The sequence below is a fragment of the Streptomyces sp. NPDC026394 genome (genome assembly GCF_055567735.1).
Window position 1 is genome coordinate 45504 of the sequence record NZ_JBVHPX010000029.1, and the last position, 17248, is coordinate 62751.

Consider the following 17248-nt stretch of genomic DNA (forward strand, 5'->3'; position numbering starts at 1 on the left):
AAGGGAGCCGCCCGGCTCCGCGCTGTGCGCGGGACCGAACGGGCAGACGGGCAGACAGACGGACGGGCAGACAGGCGTACGGGCGGAGCGGGCCGTCCACCTGGCGACCACCCGCCCGTACCCCTGTGTGATCTGTGACCACCGTCTCTGTGACTGTTATCACCGCCGCAGTGTGATCTGCGATTTAGGGCGGCCGGTCCTGCGGGGATAACCTGCGAGACGGACATGCCGCGTACCGGTCACCGTGTACGCCTCCCTCAGTGACAGCGCAGTCACGTTGCCCTTCGCGGCACGCCCATGCAGACAACGAACCGCGATCACTACGGCGATTCTGAGTAGACAAGGGACGGACGCGCGTGGACCTGTTCGAGTACCAGGCGAGGGACCTCTTCGCCAAGCACGGTGTACCGGTGCTGGCCGGTGAAGTCATCGACACGCCTGAGGCGGCACGCGCGGCGACCGAGCGCCTCGGCGGCAAGTCCGTCGTCAAGGCGCAGGTGAAGGTCGGCGGCCGCGGCAAGGCCGGCGGCGTGAAGCTGGCGGCGGACCCGGACGAGGCCGTCGCCCGCGCGACGGACATCCTCGGCATGGACATCAAGGGCCACACGGTCCACAAGGTGATGATCGCCGAGCTGTCCCCGGAGATCGAGGCGGAGTACTACGTCTCGTACCTCCTCGACCGCACCAACCGCACCTTCCTGGCCATGGCCTCGGTGCAGGGCGGCATGGACATCGAGGAGGTCGCGGCGAAGACCCCCGAGGCGCTCGCCAAGGTCGCGGTCGACTCCAACGAGGGCGTCTCGATCGAGAAGGCCCGCGAGATCGTCGCGCAGGCGAAGTTCCCGGCCGAGGTGGCCGAGGGCGTCGCCGAGGCCATGGTGACCCTGTGGGAGACCTTCGTCGCCGAGGACGCGCTCCTCGTCGAGGTCAACCCGCTGGTGAAGACCAAGGACGGCCGCATCCTGGCGCTGGACGGCAAGGTCTCGCTCGACGAGAACGCCGACTTCCGCCAGCCCGAGCACGAGGCCCTGGAGGACAAGGCAGCGGCCAACCCGCTCGAAGCCGCTGCCAAGGCCAAGGGCCTGAACTACGTCAAGCTCGACGGTCAGGTCGGCATCATCGGCAACGGCGCGGGTCTCGTCATGAGCACCCTGGACGTCGTCGCGTACGCCGGTGAGAAGCACGACAACGTCAAGCCCGCCAACTTCCTCGACATCGGCGGCGGCGCCTCCGCCGAGGTCATGGCGAACGGCCTGGAGATCATCCTCGGCGACCCGGACGTCAAGTCCGTGTTCGTCAACGTCTTCGGTGGCATCACCGCCTGCGACGAGGTCGCCAACGGCATCGTCCAGGCCCTGGAGCTGCTGAAGTCCAAGGGTGAGGACGTCACCAAGCCGCTGGTCGTCCGCCTGGACGGCAACAACGCGGAGCTCGGTCGCAAGATCCTGAGCGACGCCAACCACCCGCTGGTCCAGCGTGTGGACACCATGGACGGCGCGGCCGACAAGGCCGCCGAGCTCGCCGCGGCCGCGAAGTAAGGGACAGAGGGAACCAGACCACCATGGCTATCTTCCTCACCAAGGACAGCAAGGTCATCGTCCAGGGCATGACCGGTGCCACGGGCATGAAGCACACCAAGCTCATGCTGGGCGACGGCACCAACATCGTCGGTGGCGTGAACCCGCGCAAGGCGGGCACCGAGGTCGACTTCGACGGGACGTCCGTGCCCGTCTTCGGCTCGGTCGCCGAGGCGATGGAGAAGACCGGCGCCGACGTGTCCGTCATCTTCGTGCCGCCGAAGTTCGCCAAGGCCGCCGTCGTCGAGGCGATCGACGCCGAGATCGGCCTGGCCGTCGTGATCACCGAGGGCATCGCCGTGCACGACTCGGCCGCCTTCTGGGCGTACGCGTCGAGCAAGGGCAACAAGACCCGCATCATCGGCCCGAACTGCCCCGGCCTGATCACCCCCGGCCAGTCCAACGCCGGCATCATCCCGGGCGACATCACCAAGCCCGGCAAGATCGGTCTGGTGTCGAAGTCCGGCACGCTGACCTACCAGATGATGTACGAGCTGCGCGACATCGGCTTCACCTCGGCCGTCGGCATCGGTGGCGACCCGGTCATCGGCACCACCCACATCGACGCCCTGGAGGCCTTCGAGGCCGACCCGGAGACCGAGCTGATCGTCATGATCGGTGAGATCGGCGGCGACGCCGAGGAGCGTGCGGCCGACTTCATCAAGGCCAACGTCACCAAGCCGGTCGTCGGCTACGTCGCGGGTTTCACCGCGCCCGAGGGCAAGACCATGGGCCACGCCGGCGCCATCGTCTCCGGTTCCTCCGGCACCGCCCAGGCGAAGAAGGAGGCCCTGGAGGCCGCCGGCGTCAAGGTCGGCAAGACCCCGTCGGAGACCGCGCGCCTGGCGCGCGAGATCCTCGTCGGCTGATCGCGCCACGCGTCGGACGCGGGCCCGTACCCCTGGTGGGGGTGCGGGCCCGCGCCTTTTGTGCGGACCCTGACCCTGGACTCTGTCCCTGCACGTGCCCTTCCCCGCCTTCCTTCCCGCTGCCCCGCTTCCCCGGGCCCCGGCTACCGCGCCTCCGGAGCGAGGAGGCCGGACCGGACCACGTTCCGCCGGACCGGGCCGCCGGCCGCGGCCTGCTGCCGGGTGCGGGCGTGCTTCGCCTGCTCCGTACGGGGGCCCCGGGCCTTCGCGCCGGGCGTGGGGGACGCGGACAGGGCCGGGGGCCCGGCCTCGGGGCGGCCGGGCAGCGGGTCCGTCGCCTCGTTGACGAGGGTGAAGGCCGTCGCCGCCGCGATGACGGCCGTCAGCCCGAACGCGCCCTGTGTCATCCGGCTGACCGTCCGCTCGCCGCCCGTGCGTACGGCTGCGGCGGCGGGCGGCGCCACCGGATACAGGGCGGCCAGCCCGGCCAGCCGTTCGCGCAGGATCTCCCGCTGGCGTACGGGCGTCTCGGCGGCCAGGCCGAACGCGGGCACCCGTTCGGCCACGGCCCGGCGCGCGTGCAGCAGCCGTCCGGCCGTCGCGGGCGTACTGGCCTCCACCTCGGCCGCCGTCTCGCTCAGGTCCAGGCCGAGACCGTCGTGCAGGAGCAGCGCCCGCCGGTAGGCCGCAGGCAGGCTGAGCAGGGCGTCCCGCAGCGCGCGCTGCGGGGGAGTGGCGGGCGGCGCGGCGGGCACCCTGGGTGAGGGCCGCTGCCCGGCCCGCAGACCCGGGCGCATACGGTGCCAGGGCGACAGCGCGTACTCGTGCACCATGGCGCGTACCCTGCCCGCCGGGTCGGGGTCGACCGCGACCTCGGGCCAGCGCTGCCAGGCCGCCTGGAACGACCGTTCGACGGCTTCCTGGGAGAGGTGGGGCAGGCCGGTGAGCACGATCGCCTGGCGGGTCAGGTCGTGCGCGTGCCGGGTGTAGAGGGCGTCGAAGGCGGCTGCGGGGGTGAGGGAGGCGGTCCCGGCGCTGACTGATACCCCATCAGGAACCGTTTCCCGTTCCGTTGCTGACGGGGCGTCGGGTGTTGTCGGCGTGGTCTCGGCGGTCTTCCTCGGGCGTCCGGGGCGCCCGGGACGGTCCGGACGCACGAGGCGTCCCAGGCGGCCCGTACTTCCCAGGCGACTTGTGCTTCCCGGGCGGCCCGTGCGCACGAGGCGGCCCGTGCGCCCCGGGCGACCCAGGCGACCGGGGCGTCCAACGCGTCGCGGCGACGTGAAAAGGTACATAAGCATATATTGAGCGACACGTCCGGCAATTGCCTGCTCCATGGCGGAAACGTGTGTTGTTGGCAGCATGGCCGGGTGAGCCAATTGACCGACCGCGGACCGACGTTGTCCTCGCGCGGCCGGGCCTCCACCCAGCGGTCCTCCGCGCTCGGCACCGCCTTCCTCGGCGGAGTGCTGGCGGCGGGGCTCGGGCTCGGGGCCCTCGCCGTCGCGGTACTGCTGCTCTGGGTGGCCTCCCCCTACCCGGACACCGACCCGTCGCGCGCCCTGCACCTCGCCGCCGACCTGTGGTTCCTCGCCCACGGCGGCGACCTCGTACGGACCGTGGCCGCCTCCGGCGGCGCGTCGCCCGTCGCCGTGACGCCGTTGCTCCTGATGGCCCTGCCTCTGTGGCTGCTGTACCGGTCCGCGCGGCACGTCCTCGAAGTCCCGTCGCAGCCCGCCCACCCCCCGAAATCCGCCGGCCCCGGCCTCCTCCACCCCGAGGACATCGACCCGGAACCCACGCCCCGCCAACTGCTCGGCTGGCTGCTGACGGGATATCTGCTGGTCGCGGCCGCCGCCCTGCTGTACGCCTCGACGGGCCCGCTGCGTGTCGAGCCGCTCAGCGCCCTGCTGTACGTACCGCTGGTCGCCGTGGCAACCCTGACCGTGGCGGCCTGGCACTCTCTCGGGCCCACCGCCTTCGCGCCGCTGCCCGACCCGGTCCAGCGGGCCCACGACCGGCTGCCGGCCGGGCTGCGGGCCGCACTGCGGGGCCGTCGGCTGGCCGCCGCGGCGCGCGCGGGCGCCGCGGCCCTCCTGGTGCTGCTGCTGTGCGGCGCGCTGCTGGTGCTCCTCGCGCTCGGCTGGCACGCGCCCGCGGTCCGGTCCGAGTTCCTCGCGCTCACCCACGACTGGGCGGGCCGGTGCACCGTGCTGCTGCTCAGCCTCGTACTGCTGCCGAACACCGTCGTGTGGGGACTGGCGTACGGGCTCGGCCCCGGCTTCACGCTCGGCGCGGGCAGCACGGTCGGCCCGCTCGCGGCCGTCGGACATCCGGCCCTGCCGCACTTCCCGCTGCTGGGCATGGTCCCGGACGCGGGCGGCACCGGCCCGCTGCACTGGCTGACCGCCGCGGTGCCGCTCGCCGTCGGCGTCGCACTGGCCCGGTACGCCGCGTTGCCCGCGAAGGCCTACGCGGCCGCCTCACGCGCGGCCGCCCGGCCCGGAACGGACGAGGGGGCCGGGGCCGGATCGGACGAGGGGGCCGGGGCCGGAACGAAGGAGGGGGCCGGGGCCGACGCCACGCCTGCCGCGCCGACGACGGCGGACGTCGAGTGGACCGGCTGGCGCGGGACGGCCGCGGCCGCCGGGCTCGCCGCACTCGGCTGTGCGGTGGCGTCGGCGCTGCTCGCCGGACTGGCGGGCGGCGCGCTGGGCACCGCGGCGCTGGCCCGCTTCGGACCCGGCTGGTGGCAGACGGGGCTGGCGGCGCTGGCCTGGACGGTGCTCATCGGCGTTCCGGGCGCTCTCGTCGCGCGGGCCTGGTGGCTGCGCGGCGTGCCGCGCCCGCCGAAGCCCGTACGGGAGCCGCGCGAGAAGCTCCGCAAGCGGCTGTGGCGCGGGGGAAAGCGGCTCGGTCCGGTGGTTCTCCGTGCCGCCGGACGGTGGACGTGGGCCGCCTGCCGCTTCTGCTGGGCCGCGCTGCGGCGTACGGTCCGGCGGATCCGGCGGCGGGCTGTACGGCACGCTGTCGCCCGGCCGCCCCGTCGCCGGGCACGGCACCGCCGTACGGCTGGCGGCGACGCTCCGTACGGCCGCGACCACCCGGGCCCCGGCCCCCGCACACCGTCGCCGCCCACGGACCCCGGATCTCTCACGCCCCCGGCACGCCCGTCACCCCTGTCACCTCCATCCCCACTGCCGCCTCCGCCACCCCAATCGCCTCCGTCGTCCCCGTCGCCTCCGCCCGCCCCCTGGCACGACGCCAGTACCCGCCGGGCCCGCTGGTCGGCACTCCGGGCCTCCTCCGGCGGCCTGATGACCGACTTCGAGCCCGCCGTACCGCCCCATGAGGAAGCCCCGGGGCACACCTCGCCCCCCTCACTCCCCTCACTCCCCGGAAACACCTCAGCCGCCGACCCCATGGGCGGCGGCTGAGAGAGACGCGGGGTCCGGCTCCGGCCGGGCTACTCCTTGTCGGCCCCGAGCAGCGGGCGCAACTGCTCGGGGAGCTGCTTCTCGCAGGAGTGCTGGGCGGACCGGGTCAGGGCGTCGTTCACGCAGGTGAAGTAGTCGCGGTAGACGAGCTGGACCGTGTAGGTGGCCGCCACCATGGCCAGCGCCAGCGAGGCGGTGACCAGGCCGGCGACCGCGGCCGTCGTCTGCGGGCGGGTGGAGACCGCCGGGGTGCGGTCCGCGGCGGACGCGCCGGAGTCCGTACGGGGCGCGGCCTGGCCCGAGACGTCGGCGGCCGTGGCGCGCGCGCTGCCGGACCGCGCGCCGTTGCCCGTACGCGCCGCTTTGGCCCGCAGGGAGCTGATGCCCCAGTACAGGGCGAGCGTCGCCAGCAGCAGCGCGATCTCCGGCAGGTTGAACAGCACGAAGAAGAAGCCCCACATACCGGCGAGCAGTGCGTAGCGCGCGCGGCGCTGGGCGGGGTCGGTCGGGTCCCAGCGCAGTCCGCCCGAGTTCCCGGGGCCGCCCTGGCCCCCGGGCTGCTGGTTGTTGCGGCCGCTCTGGCGCGTACCGAAACCGCCGCCCTGGCGGCCCGGCTGCCGGCTGCTCCACTGGTTGCCCCAGGAGGGCTGCTGCCGGTCGCCCGGCCCGTCCTGGTCACCGTCCTGGTCCTGGCCGTGGCCGCGGGGCTGCCACGGCTGCTCGGGAGCGTCGGCGGGCGGCGGCGCGAACGGATTGCCGCGGTCCCGCCCGTCCTGACCGCTTCCGCCCCGATCGCTTCCGCTTCGATCGTTTCCGCCCTGTCCGTCCCCGTCCTGCCCTCCCGCGTCCTGACCGGAGGGGTGGGAATGGGCCCGCTCCCTGGCCGGTCCTCCGGACGGGCCCGACGAACCCGACGGACCCGACGAGCCCGGAGCACCCGCCCCCGCGGAATCGGAGGACGGCTTGCGCTCGCGCAGCAGCACCGCCCCGGGCGCGACGGCGGGCTGGGGGCACCCCCCGGCGGTGGCCGGGAGAGGGAGGAGGAGGGCCGCGCGGCGGCGTCGGTCCGGCATCTGGAGTGTGTCTTCCCCTTGTCTCGTCCGTACGTCCGACGGGTGGCCGGGCGGGCGGATACCACGAACAGCGTGCGTTCTCACGCCCGACGCTACCTCTCGCGTGCGCCCCCGTCCCGTGGGGGCCGCGCGGTGTGCCGGTATCGTTGCTGACGGTCGGCGCCTTCGTAGGGTTCCCCGGTTTTCGGTCACCCCTGTTTTTGTACGACCGCACAACCTGCACACCGCCGTACAGCAGCACCGCCGTACAGCAGACCGCGCGAGAAAGAGTCCCGCCGTGGCCTCCGCTTCTTCTTCATCCGCTTCCGCCGCCGTGCCCGCCGCTTCCCCGGCCCGCATCGTCGTGCTCGTCTCCGGTTCGGGTACGAACCTTCAGGCACTGCTCGACGCCGTCGCCGCCGAGGGGGCCCTCGCGTACGGGGCCGAGGTGGTCGCGGTCGGCGCCGACCGCGACGGCATCGTCGGCCTGGAGCGCGCCGAGCGGGCCGGGCTGCCGGTCTTCGTGTGCCGGGTCAAGGACCACGCCGACCGGGCCGCCTGGGACCGCGCGCTGGCCGAGGCCGTCGCCGCGTACGAGCCGGACCTCGTGGTCTCGGCCGGTTTCATGAAGATCCTGGGCGCGGAGTTCCTCGCCCGGTACGGCGGCCGGATCATCAACACGCATCCGGCCCTGCTGCCGAGTTTTCCCGGTGCCCACGGTGTGCGCGAGGCTCTCGCGTACGGCGCCAAGGTCACCGGGTGCACCGTCCACTTCGTCGACGACGGCGTCGACACCGGCCCGGTCATCGCCCAGGGTGTGGTCGAGATCCGGGACGAGGACGACGAATCCGCGCTGCACGAGCGCATCAAGGAAGTCGAGCGCAAGCTGCTCGTCGAGGTCGTGGGGCTGCTGGCCCGGCACGGCTACCGCATTGAGGGACGAAAGGTACTGATCCCGTGACCGCCGAAGCAAGGAAGCGGCCCGTACGCCGGGCGCTGGTCAGCGTCTACGACAAGACGGGCCTCGAAGAACTGGCCCAGGGGCTGCACGCGGCGGGCGTCCAGCTCGTCTCGACGGGCTCGACGGCCGCGAAGATCGCGGCGGCCGGCGTCCCGGTGACCAAGGTCGAGGAGCTGACCGGCTTCCCCGAGTGCCTGGACGGCCGGGTCAAGACGCTGCACCCGAAGGTGCACGCGGGCATCCTCGCCGACCTGCGGCTGGAGGACCACCGGCGGCAGCTCGACGAGCTGGGCGTGGAGCCGTTCGACCTGGTGGTCGTCAACCTCTACCCGTTCACCGAGACCGTGGCCTCCGGCGCCGAGCCGGACGCCTGCGTGGAGCAGATCGACATCGGCGGGCCCTCGATGGTGCGCGCCGCCGCCAAGAACCACCCCTCGGTCGCCGTCGTCGTCAACCCGGACCGCTATGCGGACGTGCTCAAGGGCGTCGCGGACGGCGGCTTCGACCTTCAGGAGCGCAGGCGGCTGGCGGCCGAGGCGTTCCGGCACACCGCCGAGTACGACGTCGCCGTGGCCTCCTGGTTCGCGGGGGACTACGCGGGTGACGGCGGCGAGTTCCCCGGCTTCCTCGGCGTGACGTACGCGCGCAAGAACGTGCTGCGCTACGGCGAGAACCCGCACCAGGCGGCCGCCCTCTACACAGGCGGCTGCGGCGGCCTGGCCGAGGCCGAGCAGTTGCACGGCAAGGAGATGTCGTACAACAACTACACGGACACCGACGCCGCGCGCCGGGCCGCGTACGACCACAGCGAGCCCTGCGTCGCGATCATCAAGCACGCCAACCCGTGCGGCATCGCGATCGGCGCGGACGTCGCCGAGGCGCACCGCAAGGCGCACGCCTGCGACTCGCTGTCCGCCTTCGGCGGCGTCATCGCCGTCAACCGCCCGGTGTCCGTGGCGATGGCCGAGCAGGTCGCGGAGATCTTCACCGAGGTCATCGTCGCCCCGGACTACGAGGACGGCGCCGTCGAGGTGTTGTCCCGCAAGAAGAACATCCGGGTGCTGCGCTGCCCGGAGGGCCCGCAGCCGCCGGCCGAGTTCAAGCCGATCGACGGCGGTGGCCTGGCCCAGGTCAAGGACGTGCTCCAGGCCGAGGGCGACGACCCGGCCCACTGGACGCTGGCGGCCGGCGAGCCGCTGGGCGACACCGAGCTGGCCGAACTGGCCTTCGCCTGGCGGGCGTCGCGCGCCGTGAAGTCCAACGCGATCCTGCTCGCCAAGGACGGCGCCACGGTCGGCGTCGGCATGGGCCAGGTCAACCGCGTGGACTCGGCGAAGCTGGCCGTGCAGCGGGCCGGTGAGGAGCGGGCGCGCGGCTCCTACGCCGCCTCCGACGCGTTCTTCCCGTTCCCGGACGGCCTGGAGGTGCTGCTGGAGGCGGGCGTCAAGGCCGTCGCACAGCCCGGCGGTTCGGTCCGTGACGAGCAGGTGATCGAGGCGGCGAAGGCCGCGGGCGTGACGATGTACCTGACCGGCACCCGGCACTTCTTCCACTGAGCCGCAGTCAGCAGAAAGGCCCGTCTTCCGCGTGCCGCGGGGGACGGGCCTTTCGCGTGCGGCGGCCTCAGTAGCGAGGGCGCATGAACCACGCCTGGCTTTCCTGCTTGGCCGCGAAGACGATGACGAGGATGGACAGCACGAAGCTGGGGATGCCGTAGAGCGCGATGGCGAAGGGAATGCTGCACAGGACCGACACGGACCCGAAGATGATCGTGCCGATACGGACGCCGTTGGCACCCTTGGAGAACTGGAGCGCGAGCACCAGCGCGACCGCCGCGTAGGCCGCCTGGAGGATCATGACGAAGACCATGGCGCCCTTGCCGATGGCGAACATGCTGTCGGCGTCCCCGCTGAACCCGTTGTACTGGGCGGAAGCGCTGCTGATCTGGTTCAGTGCGACGGTCACCCCGATGATGCCGAGCACGGTGATCCCGGCGAGGACGAACAGCATGACCCGGGCCGCCTTGGTGCTGCCGGGCATCTGCTGCGGCGCGGGTATGCCGGGCATCCCGCCGGGGCCCGCGGGGAACGGCGCGTACGGCTGCTGCTGCATGGGCTGCGGCTGCATCGGCTGCTGCTGCGGGTAGCCGTACTGGGGCTGCGGCGGGCCCTGGGGCTGGCCCTGCGGCGGGCCGTAGGGGTTCTGGTTCGGATAGCTCACGAGCGTGTCCTTCGAGCGGTGTGACCTGGTGTCAGCCGGTGCTGCGCGGTTCCGGCGGTCCCGGGTGAGGTAAAAGATCGGTAAGAGCCTACGGGGCGGCGAAGGCCCCCTCGCGCCATTTTGTGCGAGGGGGCCCAGGGCTGGACGAGCTGCCGTACGGAGCCCTACTGAGTACGGACGACCACGGTGCTGACGATCTTGTCCGCGAACGTCTGGGACTTCTCGTCCCACAGCGGCCACCAGTAGCCGAGACCGCACAGCGGACCGTCCACCGCGTGGCAGAGCTTGCGCCCGAGGGCCAGGCCGAAGCCGAGCGGCTGTCCCGTCGCCTCGCGCACGACGCGGATGTTCAGGGCCTTCTTGCCCGGGGTCTGACCGGTGGAGCCTTCCTTGGCGATCAGGAAGAGGCCGCCGGCGAGCGTGATCAGTGCGGCGATCGAGATGAGGATGAGCGCCAGGACGGGCGTGCTGCCGGCGGAGCTGTTGGCGGCGGTGTAGGCGTCCGAGATGCACTGGTAGTCGGTGCCGCAGTAGGACGTGTCCGGCCGCGTCACGTGGGTGACCGTGTTGGCGGTCACGACGGCCGCGATGATGTACAGGATCGTCGGGAGGACACCGACGATCAGACCGTCCAGCAGTGCCGCGCCGACCCGCGCACCCCAGCTCGCGTAAGGCTGCTGCCCGCCCATTCCCGGCATACCGGGCTGCTGGCCGTACGGGGAGCCCTGCTGGGGGTAGCCGTACGCCTGCTGCTGGGGCACCTGCGGCGGCTGACCGTACGGGGCCTGCGGCTGCGGCGGGGCCTGCTGCGGGTAGCCGTACCCCGGCTGGGGCTGTGCCTGCTGCGGGTAGCCGTACCCCGGCTGGGCCTGCGGCGCCTGGGGCGGCTGGCCGTACGGGGCCTGCGGCTGCTGGCCGTACGGGTTGGGCTGCCCCTGCGGCTGGCCGTAGGGATTGTTCGGGTCGCCAAAGCTCATTGGCTGGTTTCCTCCGTTGGTGTCCAGTGGGGGACGGCAGGGCGTGCTCGGAGGAAAACCTGGGATGAAGTGCCCCGCCCCCCGATGATGCCTGCGGCACTGAACGCCAATCCTTCTAGTTGCGCAATATTCTTGTCCAGTCAAGAGGGCAGGTGTTGTGCAAGTGCAATGATCGATTGCGGAAATGCATTTCGGTCATCTCCGGTCATCGCTCTTGTCAGCGGCCATAGTGCGCCCCGGAAGCGCGCCCTGATTGGAACGGGGGAGGCCTCATCCGGGAAGATGGGGGTATGAGCGCCCAGATTCTCGATGGCAAGGCCACCGCCGCCGCGATCAAGTCCGAACTCGCCGTCCGCGTGGAGGCACTGAAGGCCCGGGGCGTGACACCCGGACTCGGCACCCTGCTGGTCGGCGACGACCCGGGGAGCCGCTGGTACGTCAACGGCAAGCACCGTGACTGCGCCCAGGTCGGCATCGCCTCCATCCAGAAGGAACTGCCGGACACCGCCACGCAGGAGGAGATCGAGGCCGTCGTACGGGAGCTGAACGAGGACCCGGCCTGCACCGGCTACATCGTCCAACTGCCGCTCCCCAAGGGCATCGACACCAACCGGGTCCTGGAGCTGATGGACCCGGCCAAGGACGCCGACGGCCTGCACCCGGTGAGCCTGGGCCGCCTGGTGCTCGGCATCGAAGGGCCGCTGCCCTGCACCCCGTACGGCATCATCCAGCTGCTCCGCCACCACGGCGTGACGATCAACGGGGCGCACGTGGTCGTGGTCGGCCGCGGCATCACCGTCGGGCGCTCCATCCCGCTGCTGCTGACCCGCAAGTCGGAGAACGCCACCGTCACCCAGTGCCACACCGGCACCCGTGACCTGGCCGCGCAGCTCAAGCAGGCCGACATCGTCGTGGCGGCCGCCGGTGTGCCGCACATCATCAAGCCGGAGGACGTCAAGCCGGGCGCGGCCGTGCTGGACGTCGGCGTCAGCCGCGACGAGCACGGCAAGATCGTCGGCGATGTGCACCCCGGCGTCGCCGAGGTGGCCGGCTGGATCTCCCCGAACCCGGGCGGCGTCGGCCCGATGACCCGCGCCCAGCTACTGGTCAACGTCGTCGAGGCGGCCGAGCGCGCCGCGGGCTGAGTCCGCCGCCGCCCGCAGCACCGGAACGGACTGGGACAACGGACAGGGAAAGGGACGGCCACCCATGAGTGCCGAAGCGCACGCGGAAGGCGCCTCCGAGCCGCAGCGGCCCTCGCGCCGCTTCCCGCGGATCACCACCGACACCGCACGGCCGGAGGGCGGCGGCCGTACCGCCCCCGGCAGCGCCGCCCCGCCCGCCCGGCAGTGGCCGCTGCTGGCCGTCATGGGTGGTGTGGCCCTCGGGCTGTTCATCGTCGCCCTCGACGGCTTCCGCATCGGTACGCTCCTGATCGGTCTGTCGCTGCTGGGCGGAGCGGTGCTGCGACGGGTGCTGCCGAAGGTGGGCATGCTGGCCGTACGGTCCCGTTTCACGGACATGGCGACGTACGGCGGGCTGGGCGTGGCCATCGTGCTGCTGGCGCTGATGGCGCAGCCCAAGCCGTGGCTGAAGATCCCGTTCCTGGACGACCTGGTGCACTTCACGGTGTGGTGACCGGGGTGGTGCCCGGCCCCCGCACGCCATTCGCGTGACGTCCGCCCGCGCGCCGCCCCCGGGGGCGGCCCGGGCGTCCCGCCGCCGAGTACCTTGGCGCTCCATGGCCAAGATCAAGGTTGCCCAGCCCGTCGTCGAGCTGGACGGCGACGAGATGACCCGCGTCATCTGGTCGTCCATCAGGGACACGCTGCTCCTGCCCCATCTCGACGTCGACCTGAAGTACTTCGATCTCGGCATCGAGCACCGCGACGCCACCGGCGACCAGGTCACCGTCGACGCCGCCCACGCGATCCAGCGGTACGGCGTCGGCGTCAAGTGCGCCACCATCACCCCGGACGCGGCGCGGGTCGAGGAATTCGGCCTGAAGGCGATGTACCGCTCGCCTGTCGGCACCCTCCGCACCCTCCTCGGTGGCGCCGTCTTCCGCGAGCCGGTCATCATGGCGAACGTGCCGCGGCCCGTACCCGGCCGGACCGAGCCCGTCGTCGTCGGCCGGCACGCCCTCGGCGACCAGTACCACGCCACCGACCTCAGGGTTCCGGGCCCCGGCACCCTCACCCTGACGTACACGCCCCGGGACGGCGGCGACCCGGTCGAGCTGGGGGTCCACGACTTCACCGGACCCGGCATCGCGCTCGCCATGTACCACCACGACGCGTCGGTCCGCGACTTCGCGCGCGCCGCCTTCCACTACGGCCTGGCCCGCTCGTACCCGGTCTGCCTGGTCACCGGGAACACCGTCCTCAAGAAGTACGACGGCCGGTTCAAGGAACTCTTCCAGGAGGTGTTCGACGCCGAGTTCAAGGCCGACTTCGACGCCCGCGGCCTGGCCTACGAGCACCGGCCGACCGACGACACGGCCGCCGCCGCGCTCACGTGGCCGGGCGGCTACGTCCGGGCCTGCAAGAGCCACGACGGCGACGGCCGGTCCGGCCCGGTGGCCCAGGACTTCGGCCCGCCCGGCCTGACGACCTCGGTCCTGATGTCCGCCGACGGCCGGACCGTGCAGACCGAGGCCGCCCACGGCACGGTGACCCGGCACTACCGCCGCCACCAGCAGGGCAGGCCCACCTCGACCAACCCGATCGCCTCGGTCTTCGCGTGGACCCGCGGACTGGCCCACCGCGGCGCGCTGGACGGCACCCCCGAAGTCACCCGGTTCGCCCGGACGCTGGAGCGGGTCTGCGTGGAGACGGTCGAGGGCGGCCGGATGACCAAGGATCTGGCGCTGCTCGTCCCGGAGAACCAGCCGTACCTGACCACGCGGGAGTTCCTCGACGCGCTCGACATCGGGTTGCAGAAGGCGATGGCCGACACCTGAGGGTTTCCTCGGGCCGGTCCTGGCCCTGGGGAGATGGTCCTGACCCTGGTCCCGGTCCTGGTCCGTCCCGGTCCGCCCGGAGGGGGAGCGGAAGTGTACGGGCGTGCACGTCCGCATGTCCGGTGCCCGAACGCTCCCGTGCGCCCGGGAGAGGGGAACTGGCATCCTGGCTCTGAGCATCCCTGTGAGTAACGACCGGGCGGGCCGCGGGGGTCGCGCCTCGGCGAAGGAGCGGAGCACCAGAGCACTCGACAGGCGCAACCACGCGCATACGGGGGGTTAGGGGGAGGCAATGCCTCGCTGGAGGGCGCTACCGGAAGAACTCGATCCGCAGGTCAAGGAGTTCGCCGGCCAGCTGCGCAGACTCGTGGAGCGCAGCGGCCTGAGCGTCGCCGCCGTCGCGGACCGCACCGGGTACAGCAAGACCTCGTGGGAGCGCTACCTCAACGGACGGCTGTTGCCGCCACAACGCGCCGTGATCGCGCTGGCCGAGGCGACCGGCACGCACACCGGACACCTCACCACCCTGTGGGAACTGGCCGAACGGGCGTGGAGCCGCTCGGAGATGCGGCACGACGCCACCATGGAGGCGATCCGGGTGGCCCAGGCGCGGGCCGCGCTGGGGGAGTTCGGCCCGGAACCGGGCAAGTCGGCCACGTCCCGTACCAAAGAGAAGATCAAGGAGAAGGTCAGGGGGAAGGGTGCGGAGAAGGGCCCGGAGAAGGCTGAGGGGGAAGCCGGAGGCAAGGCCGCAACGAAGGCCGGGGCGCGGGCCGCCGCGAAGGCCGAGGAGCGGGCGGGCCGGAGCACGGAGCAGGGCGGCGCCGCCGCACAGGCCGCCGCCCCGGCACCCGCGTCCCCGCGGCGCGGTGACGCACTGCCGTCCCCCGCGGACTTCCCCGACTTCGCCGCGTCGGCCGCCGCGGCGCCACCGCCCGCCGCACCGGACACGGCGCCGCCGCCGACGCCCGCCGCCGACGCTCCGGACGGAGGCACCGCCGACCGGCCGGACAAGGTGGTCTGGCCCCGCCTGGCCGGTTACCCCGACGCCGCTCCGGTGGCCCCGCCGCCCCGGCATGAGCCGCCGCCGTACGAGACGCCCGCGTACGACGTGCCCGCGTCCGACGCGGCGCGCCACCCGGGCGGGCCGGTGCCGCCCCCGGGCCCGGACGACACCGACCGGCAGCTCCGCCGGCGCCGCGTCACGATGTTCCTGGCGGGCGTCGTCGGCGCGCTGCTGGTGATCGCCGCCGCGGTGCTGCTGCTCGACATCGGCGGCGGCGAGGAGGGCAAGCAGGCCGGGCCCGCGCCGTCGGCGTCCCCGAGCAAGAAGCCGGTGCTGCCGGCGGGGGTGAAGTGCACCGGGGCCGACTGCGCGGGCAAGGACCCCGAGGCGATGGGGTGCGGCGGCCGGAACGCCACCAGCCCGTCGCGCGGGTTCGCCGGGAGCTCCCTGATAGAGGTGCGCTACAGCAAGGTGTGCGGCGCCGCCTGGGCCCGTATCACCGGGGCCGCGCCGGGCGACCAGGCGTCGATCAGCTCGGCGGGCCGGACCGAGAAGGCCGCTGCCGGGCAGGACGGTGACGCGTACACCGCGATGGTCCCGGTGTCCGGGGACCCGGCCGAGGTCACCGCGTGCGGGACCACCACGGCGGGCGGGAAGGGCTGCGCGAAGCCGGTGGCCTAGCGGATCGGGGCACCAACAGTCGGTACGCATCGGGATGTACGCCGCAAACCGGCCGTCGCGGGAAGATCTCCGGCAGGGGGATTGCCCGAGCGAATCGGGGGCAGGGGCATGGATGACCCCCCACGGGTGCGGCATCACCGGGCGGCCGTCCGCGCTCCCCCCTCCTTGAGCGGACGGCCGCCCGCCACGCGCCCGCGGGGGCCCGCCGGACCTCGCGGACCAGCCCGGTGAGGCGTTCCACACCGGCCCGGGGGCGGCGCGGCGCGGCGGTCCGATAGCCTGACGGCCGGGTCTCTCGATACCAAGAGATCTCGCTCAACGGGCAGGGGTTCCCGCCGCCACCAACGCGGTACGGGGGCTTGCCCCCAGGAAACCCAGAAAACATCGCGCAGGAGATCGCCATGACCCGCACTCCCGTCAATGTCACCGTCACCGGCGCGGCCGGCCAGATCGGTTACGCCCTTCTCTTCCGCATCGCCTCCGGTCACCTGCTCGGCGCGGACGTGCCGGTCAAGCTGCGCCTCCTGGAGATCCCGCAGGGCCTGAAGGCCGCCGAGGGCACCGCCATGGAGCTCGACGACTGCGCCTTCCCGCTGCTGCGCGGCATCGACATCTCCGACGACCCGAACGTGGCCTTCGACGGCGCGAACGTGGCCCTCCTCGTCGGCGCCCGCCCCCGTACCAAGGGCATGGAGCGCGGCGACCTGCTGGAGGCCAACGGCGGCATCTTCAAGCCGCAGGGCAAGGCCATCAACGACCACGCCGCGGACGACATCAAGGTCCTGGTCGTCGGCAACCCCGCCAACACCAACGCCCTGATCGCCCAGGCCGCCGCCCCGGACGTACCGGCCGAGCGCTTCACCGCGATGACCCGTCTGGACCACAACCGCGCCATCTCGCAGCTTGCGCAGAAGACCGGCGCGCAGGTCTCGGACATCAAGAAGCTGACGATCTGGGGCAACCACTCCGCGACCCAGTACCCGGACATCTTCCACGCCGAGATCGCCGGCAAGAACGCCGCCGAGGCCGTCGGCGACCAGGCGTGGCTGGCCGACACCTTCATCCCGACCGTCGCCAAGCGCGGCGCCGCGATCATCGAGGCCCGGGGCGCCTCCTCGGCCGCCTCCGCCGCCAACGCCGCCATCGACCACGTGCACACCTGGGTCAACGGCACCGCGGACGGCGACTGGACCTCCATGGGCATCCCCTCGGACGGCTCCTACGGCGTCCCGGAGGGCCTGATCTCCTCCTTCCCGGTCACCACCAAGAACGGCACGTACGAGATCGTCCAGGGCCTGGAGATCAACGACTTCTCGCGCGAGCGCATCGACGCGTCCGTCCAGGAACTGTCGGAGGAGCGCGAGGCCGTGCGCGGTCTCGGCCTGCTCTGACGTTCTGAGGGCGGTGCCCTCCGACGCGCCCGCACGACCGGAGCCCGTACGGAACCCCTCGGGGTTCCGTACGGGCTCCGGCGTTCTTGTCCCTCCCCGGTGTCACACCTTGGTG

General features: G+C 72.6%; 14 protein-coding genes. 10 read left to right on the plus strand and 4 right to left on the minus strand.

Annotated elements, in window-relative coordinates:
* Positions 1-356: 356 nt before the first annotated feature.
* Together sucC and sucD are read left to right on the plus strand one after the other, a co-directional pair.
* Entirely contained in the window at positions 357-1538 is a 1182-nt protein-coding gene (gene sucC, locus ACZ4QV_RS37745) for an ADP-forming succinate--CoA ligase subunit beta (protein WP_361156709.1), read from the plus strand.
* 23 nt (positions 1539-1561) lie between these two features.
* Complete coding sequence (gene sucD, locus ACZ4QV_RS37750) at positions 1562-2446, plus strand: succinate--CoA ligase subunit alpha (RefSeq protein ID WP_003986215.1); 885 nt, start codon at positions 1562-1564, stop codon at positions 2444-2446.
* Between the two features lie 143 nt (positions 2447-2589).
* Here the strand turns inward: sucD and ACZ4QV_RS37755 are convergent, their stop codons facing one another.
* A complete protein-coding gene (locus tag ACZ4QV_RS37755) occupies positions 2590-3603 on the minus strand; it encodes a sigma factor-like helix-turn-helix DNA-binding protein (protein ID WP_467764075.1) in 1014 nt (337 codons plus the stop codon).
* A gap of 213 nt (positions 3604-3816) precedes the next feature.
* Between ACZ4QV_RS37755 and ACZ4QV_RS37760 the strand changes: the two genes are divergently transcribed.
* On the plus strand, positions 3817-5883 hold the full coding sequence (locus ACZ4QV_RS37760; RefSeq protein WP_361617549.1) for a cell division protein PerM: 2067 nt from the start codon (positions 3817-3819) through the stop codon (positions 5881-5883).
* Positions 5884-5912: 29 nt separating this feature from the next.
* Here the strand turns inward: ACZ4QV_RS37760 and ACZ4QV_RS37765 are convergent, their stop codons facing one another.
* Positions 5913-6956 (minus strand): hypothetical protein, encoded by a 1044-nt coding sequence (locus ACZ4QV_RS37765; RefSeq protein ID WP_361156704.1) that lies wholly within the window; start codon positions 6954-6956, stop codon positions 5913-5915.
* 277 nt (positions 6957-7233) lie between these two features.
* Here ACZ4QV_RS37765 and purN point away from each other — a divergent pair, with 277 nt between their 5' ends.
* Positions 7234-7896: a phosphoribosylglycinamide formyltransferase gene (gene purN, locus ACZ4QV_RS37770; RefSeq protein WP_361156701.1), complete on the plus strand. Its 663-nt coding sequence runs from the start codon at positions 7234-7236 to the stop codon at positions 7894-7896.
* Positions 7893-9452, plus strand: a complete 1560-nt coding sequence (gene purH, locus ACZ4QV_RS37775; protein ID WP_361156698.1) for a bifunctional phosphoribosylaminoimidazolecarboxamide formyltransferase/IMP cyclohydrolase — start codon at positions 7893-7895, stop codon at positions 9450-9452. Before purN ends, purH begins: the two co-directional genes overlap by 4 nt.
* Before the next feature lie 67 nt (positions 9453-9519).
* Here purH and ACZ4QV_RS37780 read toward each other — a convergent pair whose 3' ends face one another.
* Positions 9520-10116: a hypothetical protein gene (locus ACZ4QV_RS37780; protein WP_361619308.1), complete on the minus strand. Its 597-nt coding sequence runs from the start codon at positions 10114-10116 to the stop codon at positions 9520-9522.
* A 164-nt stretch (positions 10117-10280) separates the two neighbouring features.
* Positions 10281-11093 carry an RDD family protein gene (locus ACZ4QV_RS37785; RefSeq protein WP_467764076.1) on the minus strand — a complete coding sequence of 271 codons (813 nt, stop codon included), beginning with the start codon at positions 11091-11093 and terminating at the stop codon, positions 10281-10283.
* 290 nt (positions 11094-11383) lie between these two features.
* On the opposite strand from ACZ4QV_RS37785, the gene ACZ4QV_RS37790 reads away from it, so the two are divergent.
* The 5 genes from ACZ4QV_RS37790 (at position 11384) to ACZ4QV_RS37810 (ending at position 17133) form a co-directional block, all read left to right on the plus strand.
* A complete protein-coding gene (locus tag ACZ4QV_RS37790; RefSeq protein ID WP_361156691.1) occupies positions 11384-12238 on the plus strand; it encodes a bifunctional methylenetetrahydrofolate dehydrogenase/methenyltetrahydrofolate cyclohydrolase in 855 nt (284 codons plus the stop codon).
* A 64-nt stretch (positions 12239-12302) separates the two neighbouring features.
* Positions 12303-12731: a DUF3017 domain-containing protein gene (locus ACZ4QV_RS37795; protein ID WP_361156688.1), complete on the plus strand. Its 429-nt coding sequence runs from the start codon at positions 12303-12305 to the stop codon at positions 12729-12731.
* A 103-nt stretch (positions 12732-12834) separates the two neighbouring features.
* Positions 12835-14055 (plus strand): NADP-dependent isocitrate dehydrogenase, encoded by a 1221-nt coding sequence (locus ACZ4QV_RS37800; RefSeq protein WP_467764077.1) that lies wholly within the window; start codon positions 12835-12837, stop codon positions 14053-14055.
* A 292-nt stretch (positions 14056-14347) separates the two neighbouring features.
* A complete protein-coding gene (locus ACZ4QV_RS37805) occupies positions 14348-15742 on the plus strand; it encodes a helix-turn-helix domain-containing protein (protein WP_467764078.1) in 1395 nt (464 codons plus the stop codon).
* A 401-nt stretch (positions 15743-16143) separates the two neighbouring features.
* A complete protein-coding gene (locus ACZ4QV_RS37810; protein WP_361582762.1) occupies positions 16144-17133 on the plus strand; it encodes a malate dehydrogenase in 990 nt (329 codons plus the stop codon).
* Positions 17134-17248: the final 115 nt, after the last annotated feature.